The following is a 15,463-nucleotide window of genomic DNA, read 5'->3' as shown; positions in this document are numbered from 1 at the left end:
GTGGGAGAGCATGAAAGGGAAACTTATAGTAGTCGGCGGTGGCTTGGCCGGCTTAATGGCAACGATTAAAGCGGCAGAAGCAGGAGTAAATGTTGAACTATTTTCTTTAGTACCAGTAAAACGTTCACATTCTGTATGTGCCCAAGGTGGAATTAACGGTGCCGTAAATACGAAAGGTGAAGGGGATTCTCCATGGATCCACTTTGACGATACAATTTATGGTGGGGACTTCTTAGCGAACCAACCGCCAGTTAAAGCAATGTGTGAAGCAGCACCTGGTATCATTCATTTAATGGACCGTATGGGTGTTATGTTCAACCGTACGGAAGAAGGACTTCTTGATTTCCGTCGTTTTGGTGGAACACAACATCACCGTACAGCATTTGCTGGTGCAACAACTGGACAGCAATTACTATACGCATTAGATGAGCAAGTACGTCGTCACGAAGTAGCAGGACTTGTAACGAAATACGAAGGTTGGGATTTCTTACGAGCTGTTGTGGATGACGAAGGTGTGTGCCGCGGAATCGTTGCACAAGACTTACAAACAATGGAGATTAAAAGTTTCCAAGCTGATGCCGTGATTATGGCAACAGGGGGCCCTGGTATCATCTTTGGAAAATCAACTAACTCTATTATTAATACAGGTACAGCAGCTTCTGCTGTATATCAACAAGGCGCATATTATGCAAACGGCGAGTTCATTCAAATTCATCCAACGGCAATTCCTGGAGACGATAAATTACGTCTTATGAGTGAATCTGCACGTGGTGAAGGTGGCCGTGTTTGGACATATAAAGATGGTAAACCATGGTACTTCCTAGAAGAAAAATATCCGGCTTACGGAAACCTTGTACCTCGTGATATTGCAACGCGTGAAATCTTTGACGTTTGCGTAGAGCAAAAACTAGGTATTAACGGTGAAAACATGGTGTACTTAGATCTTTCTCATAAAGATCCGAAAGAACTAGATATTAAACTTGGTGGAATTATTGAAATCTATGAGAAGTTTACAGGTGATGATCCTCGTAAACTACCAATGAAAATCTTCCCAGCAGTTCACTATTCAATGGGCGGACTATGGGTTGATTATAAGCAGATGACAAGTATTCCAGGTTTATTTGCAGCAGGTGAGTGTGATTATTCTATGCATGGTGGTAACCGCCTTGGTGCGAACTCACTATTATCAGCAATTTACGGTGGTATGGTAGCAGGACCGAACGCGATTGAGTATATGAAAGGTCTTTCTAAATCATCTGATGCTGTTTCATCTACTGTATATGAGCAAAATGAATTAATCGAAACAGAGAAATTTAACAATATTTTAACGCTTGATGGTAACGAAAATGCATATGTTCTTCATAAAGAGCTTGGAGAATGGATGACAGATAACGTTACAGTAGTTCGTGAAAATAAAAAGCTACTAGAAACTGATGCGAAAATTGAAGAGTTAATGGCACGTTACAAACGAATTAACATTAACGATACAGCGAGATGGAGTAACCAAGGTGCTTCATTTACACGCCAACTTGCAAATATGTTTGAGTTAGCACGTGTTATTACAATTGGCGCATATAACCGTAATGAAAGCCGTGGAGCACATTACAAACCAGAATTCCCAAATCGTGATGATGCAAACTTCTTAAAAACTACGATGGCGAAATTTGAGGGAGAAGGAAAAGCACCAGCATTCCATTACGAAGAAGTGGATGTTTCATTAATTAAACCACGTAAACGTGACTATTCCTCAAAACATGATGTAGCTGCTAAGGGTGAAGAGAAGGGGGATAAGCAACATGTCTGAGAAAACAATCCGCCTCATCATTACGAGACAAGATGGACCAGATGCACAAGAGTTTGACCAAGAGTTTGAAATTCCATATCGTCCAAATATGAACATTATTTCGGCACTGATGGAAATTCGTCGTAATCCTGTTGATTCAAAAGGAAACCAGACGACTCCGATTGCATGGGATATGAACTGTTTAGAGGAAGTATGTGGCGCATGTTCGATGGTGATTAACGGAAAACCACGTCAATCATGTACAGCTCTTATTGACCAGTTAGAACAACCAATTCGCTTAAAGCCGATGAAGACATTCCCAGTTGTACGTGACTTACAAGTTGACCGTAGTCGCATGTTTAACGCTCTAAAACGTGTTAAAGCTTGGATTCCAATTGATGGTACGTATGACTTAGGGCCAGGGCCAAGAATGCCTGAGAAGAAACGTCAATGGGCTTATGAGCTTTCAAAATGCATGACATGTGGTGTTTGCTTAGAATCATGTCCAAACGTAAATAGTAAATCTGACTTTATTGGACCAGCACCGTTATCACAAGCTCGTTTATTCAACTCACATCCAACGGGTGAAATGCATAAAGCAGATCGCTTACGTGCAATTATGGGGGATGGAGGACTTGCAAACTGTGGTAACTCTCAAAACTGTGTGCAATCATGCCCAAAGGGTATTCCATTAACAACTTCAATTGCGGCATTAAACCGTGATACAACAATTCAATCGTTCAAAGATTTCTTTGGTAGCGACAATAACTATTAATAAATATTGCCTCTTCATGTTGAAGAGGCAATATTTATAACTTTATTTTTCTGTTTATTCTGTTTATTTTGAGGGCGAAAAGGAGAGAGAATAATGAAGAGAATTTCTTATATTGAAGATTTTGAGCAATGGGAAAGTGGTTTTTCATTTTACAATCCTGTAAAAGTTCGTTTTGGTGAAGTAGATATGTTTGGGCATGTAAATAATGTCATTGCCTTTACCTATTTTGAAGAAGCACGTATTGCATTGTTTAAAGAACTTGGATTTATGCAAGAATGGACGCATGAATCCTCAGAAACGATGATCGTTGTTGCAGATTTACAATGTAATTTTATTAAGCAAATATATTTTGATGAACAGTTGAAGGTGTATGTAAAAGCGGGATCGGTTGGGAATTCTTCTTTAGATTTGCATTACATGGTGAAGAATGCAGAAGGAGAAGCTTGTTTAGTTGGCCGTGGAATGATGGTTCAAGCATCGAAAAAAACGGGAAAAGGCGAACCGTGGCCTGAAGAGTGGAAGAAAAAATTACTACAATGATAGAGTGAAAGAAAAATAAGAGAGCAATTTGCTCTCTTATTTTTCTTTCACTCTATCATTGCTTCTTCTAATGTTAAATGATGTTTATATATGTATGTAGCGTATGGATTTCCAACGTAGCGCAAATGCCACGGTTCATATGCATATTCTGTTGTTTCTGTTTTATCTTCTAAGTAGCGAATGACAAAGCCAAATTCATGAGCATGTTTTGCCACCCATTTGCCTTCGGCTGTCTCTCCAAAAATAGGTTCTAATTGGAATTTAGCAGATTTTGAACTAATATCCATTGCTAAACCGGTTTGATGTTCACTCGTACCAGGGATGGCACTTACAGAATCAGCTTCAGCTTTTCCTTGACGTCTAACGTATGTATCATGTAATGATTTTTGGCGTTTGTATGAACGATAACCAGATACAGCTGTAAGTTCAAGTCCTTCTTTCTTTGCCGCTTCAAACATATTTTCAAGCGCATCTGCAGCATCTTTGCGCAGCAATGTTTTTTCTTTATCTTTTGGACTAGTAAATGGTACGTTTGGTCTTGTTAAGTCTTCAGGTGTGTATCCGTCTGGTAGTTTTCGATGTTTATTAACTAAGACAAGATTAGACTCTGGATTTGTTACAACGGAAAAATCATTGTCTAGCTTCTTTGCATTATGATCAGCTTTTGGAAAAGCAGGAATCTCTTCTTTTTGGTGATTACTATGTTGTTGACTTTCTACAGCTTTCGCCTCATTTTGTAGTGGTGATTTAGAACTAAAGTAAACGAAAGAAGTGATACCGATTACAATAGTAGTGGCAGAAATAATGATTATCTTTTTCATGGTGCCTTGTAATCACAGTCCTTTCTTAATAAAATATGTATTGTTTTTATTATAAGTCTAGTTTGTTGAAAAAGAAATATAAGAGTCGTAACGTAATAGAAATGCAAAGAAAATGTCAGAAAATGTGTGAAATTGTAGTATTTTTTCATTTAATTCATTTCTTATCTTTCATGAAATGAATTTTTTATGTAATATATATACATAAGAAGATGTAGCGATTATCGAGAATAAAGAACTTCTTGTATAGACTAGGAGTGAATGGGAATGGATTTTGCAACAATTATTGGACTTATTTTAGGATTTGTAGCGGTGGTAGTAGGGATGGTCGTCAAGGGCGCTGACGTAAATGCCTTATTGAATCCTGCCGCAGCATTAATTATTTTTATCGGTACATTTGCTGCAGTATGTATAGCATTTCCGATGAATCAACTAAAAAGGGTTCCAAAATTATTTAAAGTTCTTTTTGGTTCAAATAAAAAGGATTTAAGTTATGAACAGTTGCTAGAATTATTTGTTCATTGGACATCAGAAAGTAGAAAATACGGTATTTTGTCTTTAGAGCAACAATTAGACAAAATTCAAGATGAATTTCTTTTGCGTGGTATGAAATTTGTGATTGATGGCGTATCCGCAGAAGATTTAGAGCAGATTTTAGAAGCTGAATTAGAAGCAATTGAAGAAAGGCATGCAAAAGGAGCGGCAATTTTTTCTCAAGCTGGTACATATGCACCGACATTAGGGGTTTTAGGTGCTGTTATTGGTCTTGTAGCTGCACTTGGTAATTTAACTGACATTGAAAAGTTAGGTCACGCTATTTCGGGTGCGTTTATTGCAACGATTTTTGGTATTTTTTCAGGCTATGTATTATGGCATCCATTTGCAAATAAATTAAAGCAAAAATCTGCAGCTGAATTAGAGAAAAAACGTTTAATTATTGATTGTTTATTAATGTTACAAGAAGGTACATATCCGTTTATTATGAAGAACCGCATTTTAGGTGCACTTTCTGCAACCGAGCGTAAAAAGCTTGAAAAAGGGGCAGAAAAAAATGCGGAGTAAAAAAAATAGAAGAAGTAAGAAAAAAAAGCATGATGAACATATCGATGAAACTTGGTTAATCCCTTATTCTGATATGTTAACGTTGTTATTTGCATTGTTCATCGTTTTATTTGCGATGAGTAGTATAGATGCTGCGAAGTTTAAACAGATGGCTGTTGCTTTTCGAAGTGAACTAGCTGGTGGGACAGGTAACAAAGAATTTTTAAGTGATCAAAAGCCAAATGATGAGAAAGAATTATCAGCCGGTAGCCTTGAGACAGAACAAGCCAAAAAACAAGAAGAAGCTAGAGAAAAAGAAAAAAAAGAGATGGATGAATTGAAAGCATTACAAAAAAAGATTGATCAATATATTAATGAGAAACAATTATCCTCTTCTTTTCAAACTAAATTAACTGAAAAGGGATTAATGGTGACAATATTAGAGAATATACTGTTTGATTCAGGGAAAGCGGATGTGAAATTAGAATCTTTAGGGATTGCAAAAGAGATGTCTACTTTACTTGTTTCAGCGTCACCGCGTGAAATTACAGTATCCGGTCATACGGATACTGTCCCTATTGCCAATGCGCAGTTTGCATCGAATTGGGAATTAAGTACGCAGCGGGCAGTTAATTTTATGCAAGCATTACTCCAAAATAAAGAATTACAACCAGAAAAATTTAGTGCGATTGGTTACGGAGAATACCGTTCAATTGCTCCAAATGATACACAAGAAGGAAAGGCAAAGAATAGGCGTGTGGAAGTGTTTATCTTACCTTTAACAGAGAAAACAAAATAAAGAGGATGGCATTCGCCATCCTCTTTATTTTGCATCAAATGATTTTAAATTGTCGCGACGGATTTTATCTTTTTCCGTATCTGATTTTTTGAAATCATAATCATATAGAGCACCTTCCCAATCGCCGTACATTGGATTCGGGAAAATGATGAATTTTTCACCAAATTGTGCTTTTGAATCTGCTACAGTTTGATTGCGATCTGTTACAGATTTTCCATCAAAACCATTGAAATCAGATAAGTTATCACCGAAGAATAAGACGATATCATGTGTTTGCGAAACGAGTTCACGGCGTTTCTCTTTTCCTTTTTCTTTCGGATCTTGTAGTAATATATGTTCTTTCGTTGCTTGAGGAGCACCTACACGCTCAAGATTTTTAATTGTTGCATCTAGTTGGTTCGTTTTACGATTTGAGATGTAGTAAATATCTACTCCTTTAGACTCGGTATATTTTAAGAAATCAATTGCGCCTGGAAGGGCTTCAGCTTCAGCCTTATTAATCCAGTCATCCCATTTATACGGATAGCCTTTGCCTGTTTTTACGCTCATGGCTTGATGAGGACTGTTGTCTAAAACAGTTTCATCTAAATCAAGTACGATAGCAGGTTTTTTTTCTGTTCCCTTTGCAAGAACTGCATCAAGTTTTAATTGACCGATGTTGTATCCTTGGTAGTAAAGTGCTTTCGTTTCACCAGCTGTTTGATACCATAAATCAGCCATTAATTGCTGGTCTGTTAATTTTGCTTTTTCTTCTTTTGCCACTGTTTTCTCTGGTGTTCCTGAACATGCTACAAGTGATGTAGATAGAACTGCTACAGATAATAAAGTGGTAATGCCCCTCTTCATCTTCATATGTACCCTCCTTGATGTTAGAAAATCATTTAATATTATATATCGAAAAATAATATTTTTTTTATGAACATTTGCATATTGTCTTTTGTATATATAGTAGTATGTCCTATATTAGAAAGATGGGAAAAATGATGGGAATCATTTTGACAAGTTTAATTGTCGAAATGACAATTATAATTGACAAATGAAATGATATTATTTACAATTTTAACTAAATAGAACAAATGATGGATTAAGACGATGTTACATACTAAGAGGATGAAGTGTAGTGCTATATTTTATCCAGAATAAACATAGTCTTTGAAAGAGAGTATGAATAATACTAAAGGGGAGGCTTTATACTTTGAGTTTACAAATTCAAAACTTAACGAAACTATTTGGGGAATCAAAAGCAGTGAACGGCTTGCAAATTTCGTTGCCAAAAGGTGAAGTGCTAGGATTACTTGGACGAAATGGTGCAGGGAAAACAACGACAATCAAAATGCTTCTCGGATTATTAACGCCTAATGAAGGCTCTATTACATGGGATGGAAAATCATTTGGAACTAGTGGGGTAACGATTGGATATTTACCAGAAGAAAGAGGTTTATATACGAAAAGTAGAGTAATAGACCAGTTGCGATATTTTGGTAGATTAGAAGGCATGACGAAAAAAGAAGTAGATTTTGCTATTGATCACTGGTTAGAGCGTTTAGCGATACCGGAATATAAATTTAAAACGGCAGGAGAGCTTTCAAAAGGGAACCAGCAAAAAATCCAATTAATTGCTGCTCTTCTTCATAATCCTGAACTTCTCATTTTAGATGAACCATTTAGTGGACTGGATCCAGTTAATGCTGGGATGTTAGCTAGCATTATTGAAGAACAAGTACAGAGCGGAAAGACGATTATTTTATCTAGTCATCGTATGGAACAAGTAGAGGCTTTTTGCCAACATGTATGTATTCTGAAAAAAGGCGAAGCAGTCGTAAAAGGCCAGTTAAGTGATATTAAAAAAGAATACGGTTTCCGCAATTTAACGATTGAAGATACAGAAGAGAATGAGAAGGGATTAGAATCTATTCATGTATCGTATGAAAAACAACAAGGCCTTCTTTATGTGCAAGTACAAGATGATGCAGAAGCTCTAAAGATTTTACAACAGTTGCAAGAACAAGGTGTTACCTTACGACAATTTAAAATGTTAGAGCCGACGTTAAACGAAATCTTTGTAGAGAGGGCGAAATAACGATGCGTAAATTTTCTCACGTATTTTCATTTTATTTTAGAGAAGCATTTTTATCTAAAAAATCATTAATCACGAGTGCGATTTTATTTTTAGTTGTGTTTGGGCTTTTCGCATTTAATCATTTCACTGCTGATAATGATAAAGGAAAAGATAAAATTGCTGTAGTAACTGAAAGTGATACGTATAAAGTGCAAGAAAGTGATGTAACAAAGTTACTTCCGTCTGCTAAAGTAACTGTAGAAAATAAGGATAAGTTTAATGAGCTACGTAAGCAAGTAGAAGATGGCGATTTAGACGGTTTATTCCATATTACAGAAAAGAATGGTATTCCAGAAGTGACGTATATGTATAGTGGTTTTCCGAGCCAATCAATGGCTACACTTATGGCGAGTTATTTAAAGGAACAGTATACGGCGGTAATGATTGAAAAGAATAATGTATCTGCCGAAGTAGCAAAACAGTTACAGATGGAAATTCCGTTAAAGCAAGAGGCGGTAAAAGATCATGCATCTTCCTTTGGTATTGGCTATGTATTCTCGTTTGCTTTATATATGTTTATTATTGTGTTTGGAACTGCAATTGGGACGACGATAGCATCTGAAAAGTCGTCTCGTGTTATGGAGTTAATGCTTCCGAAAGTAAAACCATTAACAATGCTACATGCTAAAATTTTAGCAATTGTTTCTAGTGCTTTACTATTACTTATTACTGCTTCATTCGGTTTTCTTGTACCATATTTATTAGGTTGGGTAGACTTAGAAAATGCATCTTTAGTGGGACTTGCACTAGACTTTTCTAAATTGGATGCTGTAGTAATTAGTATGTTCGTTGTATATTTTGTTACGGGCTACTTACTATATGCAATGTTATATGCAGCGGTTGGTGCTGTTGTATCAAAAATTGAGGATGTACAATCTCTTTCGTTCCCAATTACAATGTTAGGTATAGCAGCATTTTTCATTAGTATTAAATCACTATTTGATCCTAATAGTACATTAGCTGTAGTTAGTTCATATATTCCATTCTTTACACCTATGGTTACATTTTCAAGGCTTGTAGCGGGTGAAGCAGGAACTGTAGAGATTATTGTGACTTTAGTCATTTTATTGGTGACTATTGCTATCGTCAATATACTTGCAAGCCGCATTTACGTAAACGGTGTAATGAATTACTCAGACAAAGTGAAATTTAAAGATTTAGCAAAATTTATAAAGCGTCAATAATGAGAGAAAAGTATGATTTCCTATTGAAATCATGCTTTTTCTTTATGTATAAATTAAAAATAGTATATAATAATAAGAGTCGTCTTTTAATAGAATGAATACAAAGGAGGGTGTGCAGATGGGGATTAGTAGTCGTTTTACAGTAGGTGTTCATATGCTGACATTACTTGCGATAGATCGAAACTCTCGCTGTACCTCTGAATGGATTGCCGGTAGTGTGAATACAAATCCAGTTGTGATTCGTCGCATTACAGGAATGTTGAAGAGAGCAGGACTTGTTGATGTACAAGCTGGTAAAGGTGGTACGACACTTGCTCGTGATTTAGAAGAAATTACATTACTTGATGTATATAAAGCAGTGGAAGTTGTAGAAGAAGGACAACTATTTTCCTTCCATGAGAATCCCAACATTGAATGTCCAGTAGGAGCTAATATTCAATCAGTATTAGAAATTATTTTAATGCAAGCGCAAGAAGCAATGGAAAACGTACTTGCAAATGTAACGGTAGATCAATTAGTTACAAATTTAAAGTCTAAAATGAAAGAGTAAAAAAGCGAGCATCCTCATAATGAGGGCTCGCCTTTTTTTATTCAGAAATATTGAAAATTCTATTTTTCAGTATTTAAAATGAATTTACCGACAATAGCTGCTACGATACCACCAAGAATTGGTGCAACGATGAATACCCATAGTTGAGAAAGTGCTTCTCCGCCAGCGAATAAAGCTGGTGCGATACTACGAGCTGGGTTAACAGAAGTTCCAGTTAACGGAATACCTAATAAGTGAACTAACACTAATGTGAAACCAATTACTAATCCAGCTAAAGAAGAGCTTCCTTTTTTACCTGTTACAGCAACGATCACTAATACGAATACGAAAGTTAAAATAAATTCAACTAGAAATGCTCCAGATAAACCAAGAGTTCCAAAACCATTTTGTCCTAAATTATCTAAAGGTGTTTTAGCAGATTTTAAAATTGTTACTAACGTTGCAGTTCCTAATAAACCACCTAAAATTTGAGCTAATACATAATAACAAAGTTCCATAGCGTTCATTCTTTTGTTGATGAACATAGCTACTGATACTGCTGGGTTAATGTGACATCCAGAAATTGTTCCGATGCTATATGCCATAGCTACAATAGATAGACCGAAAGCCATAGCGATTCCCAATGTTCCAATTCCTTCAATTCCGCCGCCAATGACAGCTACTCCAGTTCCGAATAATACAAGTACAAATGTACCAATAAATTCAGCGATTGCTTTTTTTAACATAATTTACCTCCTATTATTGCGCATGAAACGTATTATAACATAGGTTTTAGTGTAAACAGCTAATGAAATACTATTCTGATAAGGCGAAATAGGGGGACAATAAAAAAAGAGTATGGTTCTTTGTTAGAGAACCATACTCTTTTTTATGCTGTTTTTTTCTGCTTAACGATTGGAACAGGTCGATTTAAAATGCTATTTGCAACCATTCCTAACATAATAATAATCATTCCAAGTAGGGAAAGACCACCAGGGAATGAACCATTCAAGAAAACAATTTCGCCAAGCACGGTAAAGACCATCGTTCCAGCTTGCGTTGCTTCAACAGCTCCAAGTAGAGCGAGATTATCTTTTGCTAAGTCAGTAGCAAAGAAAAATGTCATCGTTGCAATTACGCCAGAACATAATGCTAATAAAAGTCCTTGCAACATTTGGCTGGATGTTGGAATACCAGTAGTAGAAAATCCGTATATACCAAGTAAAATTGTTATAGGTAGACTTCCTATTGCCATTCCTAATACACGTTGGAACGTATCAAGACGTCCGCCAACAAGTTCCATCATTTTACGGTTGCCGAATGGATATAAGAAGGCTGCTACTACGACAGGTAAAAAACCTGAAATGAACTGAGTCATTGTAATATGACCTGCTGCAGTCGCTTGCATACAAATTACACCAAGTAAAATAAATAATGCGACATATAAACTACGAAGTGGAATTTTTCCGCGTACAAGTTTTGTGCCTGATTTCGTTTCTATTTTAACGAAGAATAATGGTGATAAAAGTAGCCCTGCTAATATAGTAACTTGCCAAGTTCCAGCAACAAGCCAAGCTGGAGAAAAGACAGCTGCGAAACTTAATAAAGAATAGAAACCAATACCAGCAACGGACCCCCATCCGATCCACGCTAATGGATGTTTCTTTAATTCTTCCCATAAACCCCCTAAGTTTTTGCGAAATAAAACGATAAGGAATAAAATAGGGAGAGCAAATAAAAAACGGAAGGAAGCTGTCCAGGCCCAGCTCGTTCCAGATACATTCATCGCCCGATTAATAATAAAGGTTGCGGAAAAAAAGGCTGATGATAAAAGACCTAATAAAATTGCGCGCATGAAGTATAGCACTCCTTTCGGAATTTGATGATTATGTATAGTATAATATACTTAAAAATAATAAAAGTAAATTATTTTATACTTTAAGGTGGTTTTATAGATGAAAGAACATGAAGATATGCAAACGAAAGAAGTCATTCAGCAAGTAGGTCAGCTGTTAAGACAAATTCGAAATGAACAAAAATTAAGTTTAGAAGAATTAGCCCAAAAAACAGGGGTTAGTAAATTAACATTAGGAAAGATTGAAAGAGGCGAAACGAATCCGACATTAGCTGTCATCTGGAAAATAACGAAAGGGTTATCGATTCCTTTATCGAGATTGATGGTTGTTGGAGAACCTGTAGCTGTGGCGCGCTGCGGAGAAGGATTTGCAGTAGATGTAGGACAAGCATGGCATTTAGAAACGATGTTCCGCTATACGAAAGAAACGGGGATGGAAATGCACCGTGCTTGTTTAAGATCGAATAGTATATATGAACCAGAAGCTCATCATGAAGGTGCTATTGAGCTTGTAACAGTAATGAAAGGGAAAGTATCGATTCAAGTAGAAAGCGATGTATACGAATTAAATGAGTTTGACTCTATTCAATTTGAAGCGAATAAAAAACATAGTTATAGAAATGAAGAAGATGAAGTAGCAGTATTACATTTAACGATGAAATATTCTTCATGAAAAAATCCCCTATAGAAAAATCTATAGGGGATTTTTTATATGCTATGCTCAAATATATGAAAGAATGTTATTAGTAAGAGCGTGGCATAAGTAATAAACAAATAAAATAAACTAAAAATCCCGTCCCAAAACATAAAATAGCAATGACCCAAAGTATGCGAATGAGAGTAGAGCTAATATCAAAATATTCCCCTAAACCACCGCATATACCAAATAGCATTTTATCAGTTTCGGATTTACATAATCTTTTTGACATCTTCCAATTCACTCCTTTTTATCCCGCTATTTGCCGGGCAGTAAGACCTCCATCTCAAAATTCAACGAAAGAAAAGAAGTTAGGTGGAGGTCAACTGCTCGTAAAAGCCCGATTAGTGAGGGATCAACAAAACGCCCACTGATCAAAGTTTCACTTTATAGCAAGCTATATACTTCTATTCTATATGGAAATTTATGAGAAGACTATGAGGTTGTATGACATTTTTTTTAGGAAACAGTCGTATTAATTGTCTTAATTTTCAGTTGATATTAAAATTATAGTAAGAGATATGAGGTGACTTTTAATAAAGGGTGGGGGAATAGAGATGACAATATATTGGTTGACTAATGTAACGCTTGAATCAGGATATACATATGAAGAGGGGAGAATTTCCCAAACAGAAACAGAGTTATGTAGTTTACTCATTGAAGATGGACGAATTAAAAGGATGATAGCAGGGGCTGTTCAAGAGGAAGGGGTACTCATTCTTGATGCCAATCGTTTATTGATTTTGCCTGCTTTCGAAGAAATGCATATTCATATTGATAAGACGTATTATAGTGGCCCTTGGAAAGCTTGTATGCCAGCAGAGAATATTTTTACACGTTTTCATGAAGAAGAAAAAATTCTGCCAAAGCAATTAGCAACTGCTCAAGATAGAGCGAAAAATATGCTAGCGTTATTGCTTCGAAATGGTGCAACGAATATTAGAACGCATTGTAATGTTGATCCGATTATTGGACTTGGTAATTTGGAGGCGACGTTAGCCGCGTTGGAAACATATAAAAATCAGGTTTCTGGTAGAATCGTTGCTTTTCCGCAACATGGATTATTGCGCAGTAATTCTGTACAACTTGTGAAAGATGCGATGCGTATGGGAGCGCATCTAGTAGGCGGAGTGGATCCAGCTACAGTGGATAATGATATTGAAAAATCATTACATACAATTATGGATATCGCAGTAGAATTTAATGCGGGTGTTGATATTCATCTGCACGATGCAAATAATCTTGGAACGTTTACAATGAAGCGATTGGCAAGTCTAACAGAAGAAGCGGGATGGCAAGGTCGCGTCACAATTAGCCATGCGCTTGGACTTGGTGGTGTTGCGGATAAAGAAGCTGAAGAAGTGGCAGAAAGACTAGCTGCTTTAAACATTGATATTACTTCAACAGTGCCAATTGGGAAACAAGTAATCCCGATTCCGTTATTAGATAAAAAAGGTGTGAAAGTTTCATTAGGAAATGATAGTATTACAGATCATTGGTCACCGTTTGGAACAGGTGATATGCTGCAAAAGGCAAATCGATTAGCAGAGCGTTTCGGATGGAGTAACGAAAGGTCTTTAGGAAAAGCCCTTCGCTTTATTACAGGTGGAAAAGAAACGTTAAACAATGAAGGGAAGCGAGCATGGCCGAATGTAGGAGATGAAGCGAGTTTTGTTTTGACGAATGCAACATGTACTGCTGAAGCGGTAGCGCGTCAAACAGAGAAGTGTTTAGTCGTGCATAAAGGAAATATTGTTGTTGGGAGTTTAAATGAGGTGGAATTAAATAATCTTGTGTAAAAGAATCGTTTGAATGTTTTGAGGAGGGTTCTAATTGTGAGTGTAGAACTCTTCTTTTTTATGCTTACAATATATTTTTTATAAGGAAGTTAGAAGGGATGAAGAATTTGGACAATCAACATAACCAAAATCATATTATGGGAACTTTGCAATGGTTTATATTTTTATTAGCGAATTCAATCGCACTACCAATTGTCGTTGGTGGATTATTTCATCTTACGACGGAAGAAATATTTTATTTGATGCAGCGTACATTTTTTGTAGTTGGTATATCTTCTTTTTTACAAGGGTGGCTTGGACATAGACTACCAATTGCGGATGGACCAGCTGGATCTTGGGTTGGCGTATTTACCGTGCTTGCTTACGCAACTGTCGGGCAAGATCAATTACATAGTACGTTGCAAATTTTAGAATTAGCAATGATAATTTCCGGTGTTATTTTAATAGGATTAGGAGTAACTGGCTTTATCGGACGTATTTTATTTTTATTTACGCCGCTTGTGACAGGGACGTTTTTACTTTTATTATGTTTACAATTAAGTGGTGTATTTCTAAAAGGAATGCTAGGAATTACAGCTACCGTTTCTCAAATCGATGGATTTACAGCGATAATTGCGTTTAGCATATTTCTGTTCGTTATTATACTATCTAATTTTGGAAAAGGTTTTGTCAAAAGTTATGCAGTTTTAATAGGATTAATTAGTGGGTGGATTCTTTTTCTCATTGCAGGAAAAGTGACGATTCCATCTCAAGTAACTCATTTTGTGCAACTTCCACATATATTTGCTTGGGGACTTCCAAAGTGGAATACAGGTATGGCTGTATCAAGTTTCGTTATGGTATGTATTTTAGTTTCAAATACAGTGGCAGCTATTATAGCGATCAATCAAGCTACCATTCAAAAAGGGACTATTGAACAGAAGCAGTTGAAGGATGGTACGTGGGTTGGAGGGATTTCGCATATCATTTCTTCTGTATTTTCAACTGTAGGTGTCGTGCCGTTACCAGCAACGGCAGGATTTATACGTTTAACGAAACAAAAATATATACGATCGTTCTTACTTGCATGTATGTTACTAATCGTAATGTCGCTGTTCCCGATTATTATTCGTTACTTAGCATCGTTACCATCTGCTGTCGCATCTGCGGTTTTAATGGCTTCGTTCGTACAGCTAATTGGAATTGGATTTCATAATATAAAACAAGTGCCAATGAATGAAAGGAATGTAACGATTTTAGGAGTTGCTGTTTTATTTGGAAGCGGTGTTATGTTTTTGCCGTCTGGAGCACTCCAATCCTTGCCGTCAGTGATGCAATATATATTCGGAAATGGTTTGTTCGTAGGTACAGTTGTTAGCATATTACTAGAACAAATATGGCGTACTGAAAAGTGAGTGGATACAAAGAGTGTCTGCACTGTATAAAAGTCTAAAATAACATGTGAAATAAAGCCCATTTTCATTCACCACCCGCACATTTCGTTCATACAATATCTTGACTAAATAAACACCCAACTTACACATA

Annotated in this window: 16 protein-coding genes; 11 read left to right on the top strand and 5 right to left on the bottom strand. The window is 36.4% G+C overall.

Going from position 1 to position 15,463, the window contains the following annotated elements:
* Nucleotides 1-10: 10 nt before the first annotated feature.
* The 3 genes from sdhA to KZZ19_RS22010 all read left to right on the top strand — a co-directional run bounded on the left by sdhA (nt 11) and on the right by KZZ19_RS22010 (nt 3,098).
* A complete protein-coding gene (gene sdhA, locus KZZ19_RS22020) occupies nt 11-1,804 on the top strand; it encodes a succinate dehydrogenase flavoprotein subunit (protein WP_061677094.1) in 1,794 nt (597 codons plus the stop codon).
* Nucleotides 1,797-2,558: a succinate dehydrogenase iron-sulfur subunit gene (gene sdhB / locus KZZ19_RS22015; protein WP_001291830.1), complete on the top strand. Its 762-nt coding sequence runs from the start codon at nt 1,797-1,799 to the stop codon at nt 2,556-2,558. Before sdhA ends, sdhB begins: the two co-directional genes overlap by 8 nt.
* Nucleotides 2,559-2,651: 93 nt before the next feature.
* Nucleotides 2,652-3,098: an acyl-CoA thioesterase gene (locus tag KZZ19_RS22010; protein ID WP_237981653.1), complete on the top strand. Its 447-nt coding sequence runs from the start codon at nt 2,652-2,654 to the stop codon at nt 3,096-3,098.
* A gap of 47 nt (nt 3,099-3,145) precedes the next feature.
* On the opposite strand, the gene KZZ19_RS22005 is transcribed toward KZZ19_RS22010, so the two are convergent.
* A complete protein-coding gene (locus KZZ19_RS22005) occupies nt 3,146-3,919 on the bottom strand; it encodes a M15 family metallopeptidase (protein WP_237981652.1) in 774 nt (257 codons plus the stop codon).
* 264 nt (nt 3,920-4,183) lie between these two features.
* Here KZZ19_RS22005 and motA point away from each other — a divergent pair, with 264 nt between their 5' ends.
* Nucleotides 4,184-4,978: a flagellar motor stator protein MotA gene (gene motA / locus KZZ19_RS22000; protein WP_076540523.1), complete on the top strand. Its 795-nt coding sequence runs from the start codon at nt 4,184-4,186 to the stop codon at nt 4,976-4,978.
* Nucleotides 4,968-5,756 carry a flagellar motor protein MotB gene (gene motB / locus KZZ19_RS21995; protein ID WP_237982888.1) on the top strand — a complete coding sequence of 263 codons (789 nt, stop codon included), beginning with the start codon at nt 4,968-4,970 and terminating at the stop codon, nt 5,754-5,756. Before motA ends, motB begins: the two co-directional genes overlap by 11 nt.
* Nucleotides 5,757-5,780: 24 nt before the next feature.
* Here the strand turns inward: motB and KZZ19_RS21990 are convergent, their stop codons facing one another.
* Nucleotides 5,781-6,608, bottom strand: coding sequence for a 5'-nucleotidase, lipoprotein e(P4) family (locus KZZ19_RS21990; RefSeq protein ID WP_237982889.1), 828 nt, complete (start codon nt 6,606-6,608; stop codon nt 5,781-5,783).
* 343 nt (nt 6,609-6,951) lie between these two features.
* Between KZZ19_RS21990 and KZZ19_RS21985 the strand changes: the two genes are divergently transcribed.
* From KZZ19_RS21985 to KZZ19_RS21975, 3 genes are all read left to right on the top strand, one after another.
* Nucleotides 6,952-7,836: an ABC transporter ATP-binding protein gene (locus tag KZZ19_RS21985; protein WP_237982890.1), complete on the top strand. Its 885-nt coding sequence runs from the start codon at nt 6,952-6,954 to the stop codon at nt 7,834-7,836.
* Nucleotides 7,837-7,838: 2 nt separating this feature from the next.
* Nucleotides 7,839-9,059, top strand: coding sequence for an ABC transporter permease (locus KZZ19_RS21980; RefSeq protein WP_088097908.1), 1,221 nt, complete (start codon nt 7,839-7,841; stop codon nt 9,057-9,059).
* 118 nt (nt 9,060-9,177) lie between these two features.
* A complete protein-coding gene (locus tag KZZ19_RS21975) occupies nt 9,178-9,609 on the top strand; it encodes an Rrf2 family transcriptional regulator (protein ID WP_000512998.1) in 432 nt (143 codons plus the stop codon).
* A 59-nt stretch (nt 9,610-9,668) separates the two neighbouring features.
* Here KZZ19_RS21975 and KZZ19_RS21970 read toward each other — a convergent pair whose 3' ends face one another.
* Both KZZ19_RS21970 and KZZ19_RS21965 read right to left on the bottom strand, forming a co-directional pair.
* The gene (locus KZZ19_RS21970) at nt 9,669-10,334 is read right to left on the bottom strand and encodes an MIP/aquaporin family protein (protein WP_060632441.1); all 666 of its coding nucleotides are present in this window, start codon (nt 10,332-10,334) and stop codon (nt 9,669-9,671) included.
* 143 nt (nt 10,335-10,477) lie between these two features.
* Nucleotides 10,478-11,443 (bottom strand): DMT family transporter, encoded by a 966-nt coding sequence (locus KZZ19_RS21965; RefSeq protein ID WP_237979617.1) that lies wholly within the window; start codon nt 11,441-11,443, stop codon nt 10,478-10,480.
* A 100-nt stretch (nt 11,444-11,543) separates the two neighbouring features.
* On the opposite strand from KZZ19_RS21965, the gene KZZ19_RS21960 reads away from it, so the two are divergent.
* On the top strand, nt 11,544-12,116 hold the full coding sequence (locus KZZ19_RS21960) for a helix-turn-helix domain-containing protein (RefSeq protein ID WP_000658052.1): 573 nt from the start codon (nt 11,544-11,546) through the stop codon (nt 12,114-12,116).
* Nucleotides 12,117-12,186: 70 nt separating this feature from the next.
* Here the strand turns inward: KZZ19_RS21960 and KZZ19_RS21955 are convergent, their stop codons facing one another.
* Nucleotides 12,187-12,372, bottom strand: coding sequence for a PspC domain-containing protein (locus tag KZZ19_RS21955; RefSeq protein ID WP_000044335.1), 186 nt, complete (start codon nt 12,370-12,372; stop codon nt 12,187-12,189).
* Between the two features lie 325 nt (nt 12,373-12,697).
* On the opposite strand from KZZ19_RS21955, the gene KZZ19_RS21950 reads away from it, so the two are divergent.
* Nucleotides 12,698-13,939, top strand: coding sequence for an amidohydrolase family protein (locus KZZ19_RS21950; RefSeq protein ID WP_237979615.1), 1,242 nt, complete (start codon nt 12,698-12,700; stop codon nt 13,937-13,939).
* A 98-nt stretch (nt 13,940-14,037) separates the two neighbouring features.
* Complete coding sequence (locus KZZ19_RS21945) at nt 14,038-15,333, top strand: purine/pyrimidine permease (RefSeq protein ID WP_237979613.1); 1,296 nt, start codon at nt 14,038-14,040, stop codon at nt 15,331-15,333.
* The last annotated feature ends 130 nt before the right edge of the window (nt 15,334-15,463 follow it).

The organism is Bacillus thuringiensis (assembly GCF_022095615.2).
Taxonomy (GTDB): Bacteria; Bacillota; Bacilli; order Bacillales; family Bacillaceae_G; genus Bacillus_A; species Bacillus_A cereus_AG.
The sequence above is the reverse complement of the archived record's forward strand: the minus strand, read 5'-3'. Positions and strand labels throughout refer to the sequence as shown.

Coding starts and splice junctions, on each gene's coding strand:
- sdhA (WP_061677094.1), top strand. CDS start 11: ATGAAAGGGAAACTTATAGTAGTCGGCGGTGGCTTGGCCGGCTTAATG.
- sdhB (WP_001291830.1), top strand. CDS start 1,797: ATGTCTGAGAAAACAATCCGCCTCATCATTACGAGACAAGATGGACCA.
- KZZ19_RS22010 (WP_237981653.1), top strand. CDS start 2,652: ATGAAGAGAATTTCTTATATTGAAGATTTTGAGCAATGGGAAAGTGGT.
- KZZ19_RS22005 (WP_237981652.1), bottom strand. CDS start 3,919: ATGAAAAAGATAATCATTATTTCTGCCACTACTATTGTAATCGGTATC.
- motA (WP_076540523.1), top strand. CDS start 4,184: ATGGATTTTGCAACAATTATTGGACTTATTTTAGGATTTGTAGCGGTG.
- motB (WP_237982888.1), top strand. CDS start 4,968: ATGCGGAGTAAAAAAAATAGAAGAAGTAAGAAAAAAAAGCATGATGAA.
- KZZ19_RS21990 (WP_237982889.1), bottom strand. CDS start 6,608: ATGAAGATGAAGAGGGGCATTACCACTTTATTATCTGTAGCAGTTCTA.
- KZZ19_RS21980 (WP_088097908.1), top strand. CDS start 7,839: ATGCGTAAATTTTCTCACGTATTTTCATTTTATTTTAGAGAAGCATTT.
- KZZ19_RS21975 (WP_000512998.1), top strand. CDS start 9,178: ATGGGGATTAGTAGTCGTTTTACAGTAGGTGTTCATATGCTGACATTA.
- KZZ19_RS21970 (WP_060632441.1), bottom strand. CDS start 10,334: ATGTTAAAAAAAGCAATCGCTGAATTTATTGGTACATTTGTACTTGTA.
- KZZ19_RS21965 (WP_237979617.1), bottom strand. CDS start 11,443: ATGCGCGCAATTTTATTAGGTCTTTTATCATCAGCCTTTTTTTCCGCA.
- KZZ19_RS21960 (WP_000658052.1), top strand. CDS start 11,544: ATGAAAGAACATGAAGATATGCAAACGAAAGAAGTCATTCAGCAAGTA.
- KZZ19_RS21955 (WP_000044335.1), bottom strand. CDS start 12,372: ATGTCAAAAAGATTATGTAAATCCGAAACTGATAAAATGCTATTTGGT.
- KZZ19_RS21950 (WP_237979615.1), top strand. CDS start 12,698: ATGACAATATATTGGTTGACTAATGTAACGCTTGAATCAGGATATACA.
- KZZ19_RS21945 (WP_237979613.1), top strand. CDS start 14,038: ATGAAGAATTTGGACAATCAACATAACCAAAATCATATTATGGGAACT.